Origin of the sequence: Methylobacterium sp. EM32 (genome assembly GCF_040593685.1) — a bacterium.
Classification (GTDB): domain Bacteria; phylum Pseudomonadota; class Alphaproteobacteria; order Rhizobiales; family Beijerinckiaceae; genus Methylobacterium.
Genome location: NZ_JBEXZS010000159.1, coordinates 1 through 10,654 on the forward strand (window position 1 = coordinate 1; position 10,654 = coordinate 10,654).

The 10,654-nt window shown below is 71.2% G+C and carries 7 protein-coding genes, 1 pseudogene and 1 riboswitch; of the genes and pseudogenes, 3 read left to right on the forward strand and 5 right to left on the reverse strand.

Annotation, left to right across the window (positions count from 1 at the left end):
- Positions 1-256: 256 nt before the first annotated feature.
- From ABZT49_RS21005 to ABZT49_RS21015, 3 genes are all read right to left on the reverse strand, one after another.
- Positions 257-943 (reverse strand): SDR family NAD(P)-dependent oxidoreductase, encoded by a 687-nt coding sequence (locus tag ABZT49_RS21005; protein ID WP_355288671.1) that lies wholly within the window; start codon positions 941-943, stop codon positions 257-259.
- 67 nt (positions 944-1,010) lie between these two features.
- The gene (locus tag ABZT49_RS21010; RefSeq protein ID WP_355288673.1) at positions 1,011-4,118 is read right to left on the reverse strand and encodes a PAS-domain containing protein; all 3,108 of its coding nucleotides are present in this window, start codon (positions 4,116-4,118) and stop codon (positions 1,011-1,013) included.
- A gap of 458 nt (positions 4,119-4,576) precedes the next feature.
- Entirely contained in the window at positions 4,577-5,155 is a 579-nt protein-coding gene (locus ABZT49_RS21015) for a MarR family winged helix-turn-helix transcriptional regulator (protein WP_355288675.1), read from the reverse strand.
- A gap of 208 nt (positions 5,156-5,363) precedes the next feature.
- On the opposite strand from ABZT49_RS21015, the gene ABZT49_RS21020 reads away from it, so the two are divergent.
- The 3 genes and pseudogenes from ABZT49_RS21020 to ABZT49_RS21030 all read left to right on the forward strand — a co-directional run bounded on the left by ABZT49_RS21020 (position 5,364) and on the right by ABZT49_RS21030 (position 8,833).
- Positions 5,364-6,161 carry a creatininase family protein gene (locus ABZT49_RS21020; protein ID WP_355288676.1) on the forward strand — a complete coding sequence of 266 codons (798 nt, stop codon included), beginning with the start codon at positions 5,364-5,366 and terminating at the stop codon, positions 6,159-6,161.
- A gap of 63 nt (positions 6,162-6,224) precedes the next feature.
- Positions 6,225-7,187: a GTP-binding protein gene (locus ABZT49_RS21025; RefSeq protein WP_093569773.1), complete on the forward strand. Its 963-nt coding sequence runs from the start codon at positions 6,225-6,227 to the stop codon at positions 7,185-7,187.
- A gap of 131 nt (positions 7,188-7,318) precedes the next feature.
- A riboswitch (glycine riboswitch) is annotated at positions 7,319-7,423 on the forward strand.
- Positions 7,424-7,548: 125 nt separating this feature from the next.
- Positions 7,549-8,833 (forward strand): annotated as a pseudogene (locus ABZT49_RS21030) (D-amino acid dehydrogenase).
- A gap of 43 nt (positions 8,834-8,876) precedes the next feature.
- On the opposite strand, the gene ABZT49_RS21035 reads toward ABZT49_RS21030, so the two are convergent.
- Both ABZT49_RS21035 and ABZT49_RS21040 read right to left on the reverse strand, forming a co-directional pair.
- The gene (locus ABZT49_RS21035) at positions 8,877-9,830 is read right to left on the reverse strand and encodes a hypothetical protein (protein WP_355288678.1); all 954 of its coding nucleotides are present in this window, start codon (positions 9,828-9,830) and stop codon (positions 8,877-8,879) included.
- Positions 9,831-10,343: 513 nt separating this feature from the next.
- Positions 10,344-10,654: helix-hairpin-helix domain-containing protein (locus tag ABZT49_RS21040; protein WP_355288680.1), on the reverse strand; the 311-nt coding region annotated here is incomplete at its 5' end.

The following is a 10,654-nucleotide window of genomic DNA, read 5'->3' on the forward strand; positions in this document are numbered from 1 at the left end:
GGTTGGCGGGGGAGTAAGGTGGGTTGTCTCTTTTCCGCTCAGCCGCTTGGGCGCGACCTTCCCGCTTCACAGGGTCATTCCGGGGCCGCGCCAGCGGAGCCCGGAATCCAGACGCTCAGGTCTTTCCGACGCGAGCGGCACGCATCCCGCCATGATCTGCATCACCTGCGGTTCTGGATTCCTGGCTCCGCTGGCGCGGCCCCGGAATGACGCCGAGGGTGTCAGAGCCGATGCGTCGATCGGTAGGGCTACACTTCTACCACGCCACCGTCTCGCCCCGATAATCCACGTACACGCAGCCCCGCTGCCCGAGCCGCCCCTCGACCACCGTCACCATCCCCTCGGCGCTCGTCGCCACGTCGATGTCGGCCTCAGGCCCGCCCATGTCGGTGCGCACCCAGCCCGGATGCATCAGCACCGTGCCGAACGGCGCGTCGCGGTGGCGGGCGGAGAAGGAGCGGGCCAGCGTGTTGAGGGCGGCCTTGCTCGCCCGGTAGCTCTCCCAGCTGCCGCCCTCGTTGAGCGAGACGCTGCCGAGGACCGAGCTCATCAGCACCATCAGGCCGCCGGGGGCGACCCGGTCGGCGAAGGTCTCGGCGAAGCGGATCGGGCTCACCGCGTTGGTCTCGTAGACCTTGAGCGCGCTCGCCCGGTCGCCCTGCGGCAGCGGCACCTGGGCGCCGTCGGCGATTCCCGCCACCACGAACACCAAGTCGAAGCTTCTCCCCGCGAGGTCGTCGTGCAGGCGCGCCACGCCCGCGTCGTCGTCGATGTCGACCCGCGCGAGGGCGGGCGCCACGGGACTTAAGGCGGCGAGCGCCGGCGCCTCGCCCCGTGAGGTGGCGGTGACGGCCCAGCCGCGGGCGAGGAAGGCCCGTACTAGCCCGAGCCCCAGGCCCCGCGAGGCCCCGACGATCAGCGCGCTGCGTTCCTGTTGGGCCATGGCAGAGTCCTCTGGTGTCGATCCCGGCGCGAGAGATGGAGGGCTCGCGCGGCCGCGGCAAGCGGTGTCACGCCGCGTCGGCCGTCCGCGGTGCGCTCCACCGCTCCACCGTCGCCAGCAGCTCGTCGGGCCGGAACGGCTTGCCGACGTGGTCGTCCATGCCGGCGGCGCGGAACTGGGCGACCTGCTGCGGCAGCACGTTGGCGGTGAGCGCCACGATCGGCAGGCGGCTCGCCGGGGCGCCCAGCGCCCGGATGTGGCGCGTCGCGGTCAGCCCGTCCATGCCGGGCATCTGCACGTCCATCAGCACCACGTCGTACCCGCCCGCCTGCAGGGCCGAGACCGCCTCGGCGCCGTCGCCCGCCACGCTCACGGCGTGGCCGCGGCGCTCCAGGATGGCGCGGGCGATGTCCTGGTTGATCGGGCTGTCCTCGACGAGGAGGACCTTGGCCGGCCGCGCGAGCGGCGCGAGCGGGGGCCGCTCCCGGGCCGGGTCCTCCTCGGCGGCGGCGGCCAGCGGCACGGTGAACCAGAAGGTCGAGCCGGCGCCCGGCCGGCTCTCGACCCCGATCTCTCCGCCCATGGCCTCGACCAGCTGCCGGCTGATCGCCAGGCCGAGGCCGGTGCCGCCGAAGCGGCGCCGGATCGAGCCGTCGACCTGGCTGAAGCGCTGGAAGAGCTGCCCGAGCCGGTCGGCCGGGATGCCGATTCCGGTATCGCTGACCGCCACCCGCAGGGCGTGACGCCCGCATGTGAGCGGCGTGCTCGCGAGGTGCAGGGTGACGCGTCCCGCCGGCGTGAACTTGATCGCGTTGTTGACGAGGTTGAGCAGCACCTGCCGCAGCCGGTCCGGGTCGCCGACCAGGCGGGGCGCGAGGCCCGGCGCCGTCTCGACGGTCAGTGCCAGGCGCTTGGCGTCGGCCGCGGTCCGGACGATCGCGACCGCGCCGTCGGCCAGGGCCGCCGGTCCGAAGTGCTGCGGGTCGAGGTCGATCTGCCCGGCCTCGATCTTCGAGAAGTCGAGGACGTCGTTGACCACCGTCAGCAGGGCCTGGCCCGCCTCCTGGATCCGCGCGGCGCTGCGGCTCTGCGCCGGCGACAGGTCGCCCGCCCGGACCAGCAGCTCGGCGTAGCCGATCACGCCGTTCAGCGGCGTGCGGATCTCGTGCGACATGGTGGCGAGGAACTCGGTCTTGGCGGCGCTCGCCGCCTCTGCCTGGCGCTGCGCGGCTTCGGCCTGGACCCTGGCCGCCTCGGCGACGCGGTTGGCCTCCAGGACGGCGAGCTCGCGCCGCTTGCGCTCTGTCACGTCCGAGACGGTGCGGATCGCCCCGCCCTCGGCGAGGCGCACGGTGCGCACCTCGAGCACGGTGCCGTCGGGCCGCGTGCGCTCGTAGACCGGGGGGGCACCGAGGAGGTCGCCCGTGAGCGCGAGCCAGGGCGCGCGCTCCGCCGCGGCGTCGCCGAACTCGCCGCTCGCGCTCTGCCAGGCGACGAGCTCGGCCAGGGTCGGGTGGCCGTGGCGGTACTCCGGCGGCAGGCCGAGGAGGTCGATCGCCCGCTCGTTGCAGAGCTGGACGATCCCGGCGGCGTCGATCAGCAGCACGCCCTGGTCCATGTTGGCGAGCGTCGCGTCGAGCAGGGCCTTCTTGCGCCGCAGGGCCGCCTCGGCGGTCCGGCGCGCCGTGATGTCGGTGAGGGTGCGCAGCACGCCGCCATCGGCGGTCGGGGCGTTGTGGACCTCCAGGATCGTGCCGTCCGGCCGCGTGCGCTCGTAGCGCTCGCCGATCACCGCGAGGTCGCCGACCGCGATCGCGTGCTCGAAGGCCGGATCGACCCCCGCATATTCCCCCGCGGCCGTCAGGACCCGCCGCATCTCCGCCCGTGACGGCCGCGCCGCCAGGAAGGCCGGGTCGAGGTCGAGGAGCTCGGCGAGCCGGCGGTTGGTGACCGCGACCCTTCCTTGCGCGTCGACCATGATCAGGCCCTGGTCCATCGCGTCGAGGGTCGTCGTGAGCACCGCCTCCTTCGCGACGAGCTCCCGGGTGCGCGCGGCGATGCGGTCCTCGAGGTCGGCGTTGCTCTTGCGCAGGGCGTCCGCCTGCCGCTGCAGGATCGCCGAGGTCTGCGCCAGCACCGCCCCGACCTCGTTCACCTCCCGGATCGGCGTCACCGGCATCCGCAGGGCGACGCCGCGGCTGAGGTCGTCCGCCGCCCGCGCCAGCAGCGCCTTGGCGAGCAGGATCCGGCGGCCGACGAGCAGCGAGGCGATCAGGGCGATCAGCGACAGGCCGAGGATCACCGGCGCCAGCACCAGCACGGAGGTGACGAAGGGCGCCCGCAACGCCGCCTGCTCGATGCCGATCGTCACCACCCAGCCCGAGAGGGCGGAGCGGTGATGAGTGCCGAAGACCGGGATGCCGCTGAGGTTGTGGCCCCACCACTGCCCCGTCGTCCCGGAGACCGAGCGGAAGCCCGGCAGCGGCTTGCCGGCCGCCGCCGCGGTGTCGACCGATCGGCCGATGATGATCCCGTTCCGGTCGGCGACCGAGCCGGAATAGGGCGCGGAAATGCCCGCGCCCCGCAGGAACTCGCCGAAGAGCGGCGCCGGCAGGGTGGCGTTCAGGAAATAGGCGAGCGCCCCGCCGTGCCGCACCGGCACCGTGACGACGACGATCGGCTGGCCGGTGACGGTGCCGGCGACGAGGTCGGAGATCGCCGGCGCGCCGGTCTCCCGCACCACCCGGTCGTTGTCGATGACCGCCCGGGGCAGGGGGGCTCCCCAGGGCAGCCGCGTGTTCACGCGCTGCTGCCCGTCGGCGTCGCGCAGCACGATGTTGATGCCCTGCAGGCGCACCAGCTCCCGCGCCTGGCGGTCGAACCGGGCGAAATCCCCGTTCTCCAGGGCCGGCGAAGTCGCGAGCGCCTGCAGCATCGCGATCTGGCCGCTGAGGAAGCGATCGATCTGCTCGACCGCGTGGGCGTTGAGGGTCGCGGTCCGCTCCTCCATCCGCGCCCGCTCGGCCTGGACCCAGTGATGCGCGATCAGCCCGATGATGAGCAGCGCCGGCACCAGCAGGGCGACCGCCAGGGCCGCGACATGCGTGCGCAGCAGGCGCGCGCGGAACCCGGACGGCCCTGCCTCGCTCGCCCTGCACTGTTCGTAATCGGACACTCGTCTCTGCCGGTCAACCCGATCTTGCGCCCGCCGCAAGCCATTCGCCTGTACGGTAGAAGATTGAAGAACGGTGTCCTTGGTAAGGCAATAACGGTTATGCGTCGCCTGATCTTCGGGATCTGGCATGTGGCGTGCGAACTAATCCACTCGGCGGGACGGTATAGGCTGTATGACTAGTCCGAACGTCGATCCGAAAGCTGTTGCGAAACGTGGTTAGATTTCTCGGCAGTATTGCCGCCCTCGGTGTCATTCCGGGGCCGCGCAGCGGAGCCCGGAATCCAGATACTCAGGTGGTTGAGGAGGGGGCGGAACGCGTCTCGCCTTACTTTGAACATCCGGCGGTTCTGGATTCCGGGCTCCGCTGCGCGGCCCCGGAATGACGCGGCGGGTGACAATATTGCTGGCTCGATCGAAAAGGCTTCCGGTCCGAGCCCCGATTCAATCCAAGCCCCGCCTCAATCCATGTCGCGGCTCGAATCCCCGCCGTCGAGCCCGCCCTCGAGATCGTCCTCGGCCTCGGCGTCGGATTCGTGCGCCTCGAGGCCGGCGGCCTCGGCGAGGTTGCGGGTGGCGCGGCGCAGGAGCTTGCGCAGGCGCCGGCGCTCCTTGTTGTCGAAGCCCTCCAGCATCTCGGCCTCGATCTCGTCCCAGAGGCCCTCGATCGCCGCGGCCTTGGCCAGGCCGGCCTCGGTCAGCCGCACCCGGACGATGCGGCCGTCCCCGGCCTCGGTCCGGCGCTCGACCACCCCCATGGCGGCGAGCCGCGTGATGGTCTTCGAGGCGGTGGGCGGGCGCACCCGCAGGGTGGCGGCGAGGTCGCCCATGGTCATGGTACCGGCCGCCGCCAGCGCCTGCACCACCTGCTCCTGCCCGGCGAAGAGATCGAGCTCCGCCAGGCGGTCGCCGATGCGGCCGCGATGGAGGCGGGCCGCTTGCATCAGGGCCCAGCCGACGCTCTTGGCGCCGGGGGGGCGGAGGCGCTTGGCCGCCCGGCGCGGCGCATCCACGGCCGAAGCCTGCTCGCTCGCTGCCATGGCACCCGCCCCCGCTCTCGAGACAAATCCTGCCGCGCGTGCATCATGAGAGCAAGGGCGGCAGGCCGGGCGCCGAGTGGCGCCCTCAACGGCGCACATGCCAGCCGGCCTGTGACGGCTGGATGACGCGAAGGTGAAGAACTTGCGCCGGTTTCGGCCGGTCCGTCCGCGGCTTATGGTGCGCGCCACCATCAACGGGAGTGACGCCATGCCGGCCCGGCCCTGGGGCGACCTGACCACCGAGGAGTGCCGCGACGGCGCGTTGACGGCCACCGTGGCGGTGCTGCCGGTGGCGGCCGTGGAGCAGCACGGCCCACACCTGCCCTTGTCCACCGACGTCGTCATTGCCGAGGGCTACCTGGCGCGGGTTGCCGACCTCGTCCCCGACGACCTCGACGTGCGGGTGCTGCCGGTGCAATCCGTCGGCCTGTCGCCCGAGCACGGGGATTTTCCCGGCACCCTGACGCTGAGCCCTGAGACGGCGCTGAAGGCCTGGACCGAGATCGGCGACGGGGTGGTGCGGGCGGGCTGCACCCGGCTCGTCATCGTGTCGTCGCATGGCGGCAACAGCGCGCTCATGGACCTCGTGGCCCTGTCCTTGCGCGGCCGGCACGGCATGGTGGCGGTCACCACCGCCTGGAGCCGCTTCGGCACCCCGCCCGGCCTGTTCCCGGACGAGGAGGTGCGCCACGGCATCCATGGCGGCGGGATCGAGACCGCCCTGATGCTGGCTTTGCGCCCCGACCTGGTGCGGCGCGCGGCGATCCGCGACTTCGTGCCGGCGAGCCGCGCGATCGAGCGCGACTACACCCATCTGCGCGCAGGCCGCCCGGCGGCGCTTGCCTGGCACGCGCAGGACCTCAACCCGGCCGGCGCCATCGGCGACGCCCGCCTCGGCACGGCGGAAGCCGGCCGCGCCCTCCTCGACCACGGCGCGCGCGCCTTCGTCGAACTCCTGTGCGACGTCGCCCGCTTCCCCGGGCCGGCCTCGCGCCGGGCGGAGTGATACACTATATCACCCTCGCGGCGCCTCCCGGCGCCCGGCTCACCAGCGAACAGACGGCCCCGCATGTCCGACAAGATCCCCGTCACGGTGCTCACCGGCTATCTCGGCGCCGGCAAGACCACGCTCCTCAACCGCATCCTCACCGAGCCGCACGGCAAGCGCTACGCCGTGATCGTCAACGAGTTCGGCGAGATCGGCATCGACAATGACCTCGTGGTCGGCGCCGATGAGGAAGTGTTCGAGATGAACAACGGCTGCATCTGCTGCACCGTGCGCGGCGACCTGATCCGGATCATGGACGGGCTGATGAAGCGCAAGGGCAAGTTCGACGCGATCATCGTCGAGACCACCGGCCTCGCCGACCCGGCGCCGGTGGCCCAGACCTTCTTCGTCGACCAGGATGTCGGCGAGGCCGCCACCCTCGACGCCGTGGTGACGGTGGCCGACGCCAAGTGGCTGTCCGAGCGCCTGAAGGACGCCCCCGAGGCCAAGAACCAGGTCGCCTTCGCGGACGTGATCCTGCTCAACAAGTCCGACCTCGTCGACGCGGCCGGCCTCGACGCCGTCGAGCGCCAGATCCGCTCGATCAACCCCTCCGCCGAGATCCACCGCACCCAGCACTGCGCCGTGCCGCTCGAGACCGTGCTCGACCGCAAGGCCTTCGACCTGTCCCGCATCATCGAGGTCGAGCCGGACTTCCTGGAGGAAGGGCACCATCACCACCATTCCGACGAGATCCAGTCGATCTCGGCGCGGCTTCCCGGCGCGGTCGATCCCAACAAGTTCATGCCCTGGATCTCTGACCTGACCCAGGTTCAGGGGCCCGACATCCTGCGCTGCAAGGGCATCGTCAGCTTCCCCGACGAGCCGCGCCGCTTCGTCTTCCAGGGCGTGCACATGATCCTCGACGGCGACCTGCAGGACGAGTGGAAGCCGGGCGACCCGCGCGAGTCCCGCGTCGTCTTCATCGGCCGCCACCTCGATCCGGAGGCGATCCGCAAAGGGTTCGAGGCCTGCCGGGCCTGAGCGGAGCGACCGGTCCCCGCTCGAACGGGACTGGTCGATCCCGGCTTGCCCGGGAGCGACCGAACTTTGCGGTTTCGCGACGTTTGGCGCTTCCCGCCCCCGTACGGCCGTGCTACGGGCTAGGCCGTACGTTGACGATTGCGGGAGAGACCGGCGCCATGCCGGCACCGAAGGGGAAAGGCGTGCCAGCCGTGCTGCGCGCTGAAGCTCTCAGGTAGAAGGACCGCGACCGAGAGGGCCCGCTGGAGCGGGCGCGCGACGCCTGCCGATGGAGCAAGCCGGGTCATGCGCCCGGCGAATCTCTCAGGCCATCCGAATAGAGTTCCAACCTTTGTCATCCGCCGCAAGACCGGCGGGAAGGATGGAACACGTGTCGGCCCAGAAGACCTCCTTCGATCTCATCGTCCTTGGCGCCGGCGTCGTCGGCGCCGCCACGGCCTACTGGGCCGCCAAGGCCGGCCTGTCGGTCTGCGTGATCGACCGCCAGAGCGGCGCGGGGCTTGAGACCAGCTACGCCAATGGTGGCCAGATCTCGGTGAGCCACGCCGAGCCCTGGGCGAATCCGAGCGCGCCGCTCAAGGCGATGAAGTGGCTGTTCGACGCGAAGGCGCCGCTGCTGTTCACGCCACGCCTCGACCGGCACCAATGGTCGTGGATCGCCGGCTTCATGCGCAAATGCACCCCGGAGCGGGCGCGCCGCAACACCGTCGAGATTGTGCGGCTCGGCGCCTATAGCCGGGCCAAGCTCCAGGAGATCCGCGCCGCCGAGAACCTGGCCTACGCCGAGAAGACGCTCGGCATCCTGCATTTCTACCGCGACGCCAAGGAGTTCGAGGCAGCCAAGCCCGTCGCCGAGCTGATGCGCCAGCACGGCTGCGAGCGCCGGGTGGTCTCCCTCGACGAGGTGCTGGCGCTCGAGCCGGCCTTCGCCCACGCCATCGACGACGTGGTCGGCGACCTACACGGCGGAGGACGAGAGCGGCGATGCCCGCGCCTTCACCCAGGCGCTCGCCGCCCGCACCGCCGCGATGGGCGCGACCTTCCTGTACGGCTCGGAGGCGACGCGCCTGCTGCTCTCCCCCGAGGCGGACCGGATCACCGGCGTCGAGGCGATGGTGGCGGGCGGCCACCAGCGGCTCACCGCCCCGAACGTCGTCGTCTCCCTCGGCTCGTGGTCGGCGCTCTTCCTGCGCCGCTACGGCGTCAACCTCGCGATCTACCCGGCCCAGGGCTACTCGGCCTCGATCCCGATCGAGGGCCATAACGGCGCGCCGCAGGTCAGCCTCACCGACGACGAGTACAAGCTGGTCTACTCGAATCTCGGCACCCACCTGCGGGTCGCCGGTACCGCCGAATTGTCGGGCTACACCCGCCACCTCGACGCCGCGCGCATCGCGGCGATCCTGGAGAATGCCCGGCGCACCTTCCCGAATGCCGGAAACTTTTCCGCCGCCACCGCCTGGAGTGGCCTGCGCCCGACCACACCCTCGAACGTGCCCTATCTCGGCCGCACCGGGATCCGGGGGCTGGTGCTCAATACCAGCCACGGCACGCTCGGCTGGACCATGGCAGCCGGCTCCGGCCACATCGCCGCCGACCTGGTGACCGAGCGCGAGACCGAGATCCCGGCGCCGATGGCGGCGTGAGCGCGCCGGTCCCCGGTGCGGGGCATCGGGAGCCGGTGTTCCCTCAGTGATCGAGGAGGCGCCCCGACAGGTCGGTGTACTCTTCCTCGCCGATGCGGCCGGTGACCGCCAAGTCGTCGAGCCGGCACGGAACCCAGCCTCGCTCGACCTCGCGCTCGTCCTCGTCGAGCCCGGCGAGGGCCGTCGCTCGGGTCAGGCCGAAGCTACCCCGGTCGCGTTGACGCTCCCGGCGTTCGAGGATGGGCTTGGCCCAGCTCGGGCATTCGCCCGCCGGGCGGGCTTCCCGCTGCTTGACGACCTGCAGCACTTCCACGCCGCGTTGCCGCGCCGCCGCTCGGGCCCGGTTACGGTCCTCGTTCGTCTCCGTGTGCCAGCCGAGGCGTGCGAGGTGGGCGCGAAGGCGGTCGAACACGTCCCGATTCGGTTGCCGATCGATCGTTGCGACACGATCCCGGAAGCCAGATATCTGCTCGTCGCGCAGGTGCCCGCATTGCTGCCAGAACTGCGCGAGCTGACCGTGCCACCGCGCCTCGACCTCGCGCGCCTGCGCCTCGTCACGGATCGTCTCGCTCGTTCCGTCGGGGAGGACGACCGTTCCCACCCCGAATTTGACTTCGGGAAGGGAGAGCGGGTCTTGGAGACAGGCGATCGATTTCAGCAGCGAGATCACTTCAGACGCTTCGTCGTCCGGCCACGTGCCTTCGAATTCCCGTAAGTAATAGTCGTGGTAGCTCTCACCCCGTCCGCGAAGGTCCGCGACCAGGTGAGCCGCCTGGCGGTCGCCGCACATCCACGCCCGGCCGCTGCGATCTTCGATGAAGGTGCGGTTCTGAAAGATCGCGTAGATCGCCTGCGCGAACCGATCGTTCTCCAGGGCAGCCAGGAAGTCGGGGTCGCGGGCCAGCACGGCCTCCAGGTCGGACGGGTCCGGTGCCGGCGGCTCGTAGACGGGCTGGACGCCGTCGTGGAACGCGACGTCGTCCTCCTTGATCTCCATCGTCCCGTAGGTCCAAAGCCGCGGCCCCGACGCGCGCCGCCGCCACCCATGGTCCAGAGTATGGACGATCACGCCCCGGGAGCCGTCCGGATAGCGCGCGTTGAGCGCACCATTGGGTCTGCCAAGCGACCAGAGCACGAAGGCGGGGCCGCGCCGCGTTCGACAGCAGAACTCTCCAACCCACCGGTCGCTCCCAGGCATCCTGGTGCTCGGCATGCTCCGTCCCGGGAGATCCGCCCCATCCTCCAGCAGGGGGTGCATCGCTTCCAGGCGATCCTCTAGAGTATCCATCATCGTCGCAAGCTGCTCGTCCGGATGAGCGCTCCTCGATAGCGTCGATTGCAGGCCTCTTCCAGCGGGTCTCGGCGGCCCGCGCGCTCCGAACGCTGCGGCACGTTCGGCTTCGACGTCTGGGCGGGGATGACATAGCCTCTCACCTGGGCGCGTGTTCGAAGCGGGTGCGCTTGGCTCGAGCCGGCGTCGGAGCCGGCCGGATCGATGTTCAGTTGCGCCTTACCGCACCGTCACCTGATCCTTGATCTTCTCGTAGGTCGCCCGGCTCAGCACCCGCTTCGACAGCAGGTCGCCCGGCGCGGAATAGGGCCGCTTGGCGATGATCGCCCGGCCGATCATCCCGCCGCCGCGCAAGGCGTTCAGCTCGGCGAGGCTCGCGGTGTTGAGGTCGATCGCGCCGGTCGCGGGTTGCGACGCGGGCTCGTCGACCTCGGGCGTCTCGGCCGGCGGCGCTGCGGTCGGGGGGGTGAAGACCGGGGGAGGGGAGGGCGCAGGCGCGGGGACGGGCGCAGGAATCGGGGCGGGGGCCG

Coding starts and splice junctions, on each gene's coding strand:
- ABZT49_RS21005 (WP_355288671.1), bottom strand. CDS start 943: ATGGCCCAACAGGAACGCAGCGCGCTGATCGTCGGGGCCTCGCGGGGC.
- ABZT49_RS21015 (WP_355288675.1), bottom strand. CDS start 5,155: ATGGCAGCGAGCGAGCAGGCTTCGGCCGTGGATGCGCCGCGCCGGGCG.
- ABZT49_RS21020 (WP_355288676.1), top strand. CDS start 5,364: ATGCCGGCCCGGCCCTGGGGCGACCTGACCACCGAGGAGTGCCGCGAC.
- ABZT49_RS21025 (WP_093569773.1), top strand. CDS start 6,225: ATGTCCGACAAGATCCCCGTCACGGTGCTCACCGGCTATCTCGGCGCC.
- ABZT49_RS21035 (WP_355288678.1), bottom strand. CDS start 9,830: ATGGAGATCAAGGAGGACGACGTCGCGTTCCACGACGGCGTCCAGCCC.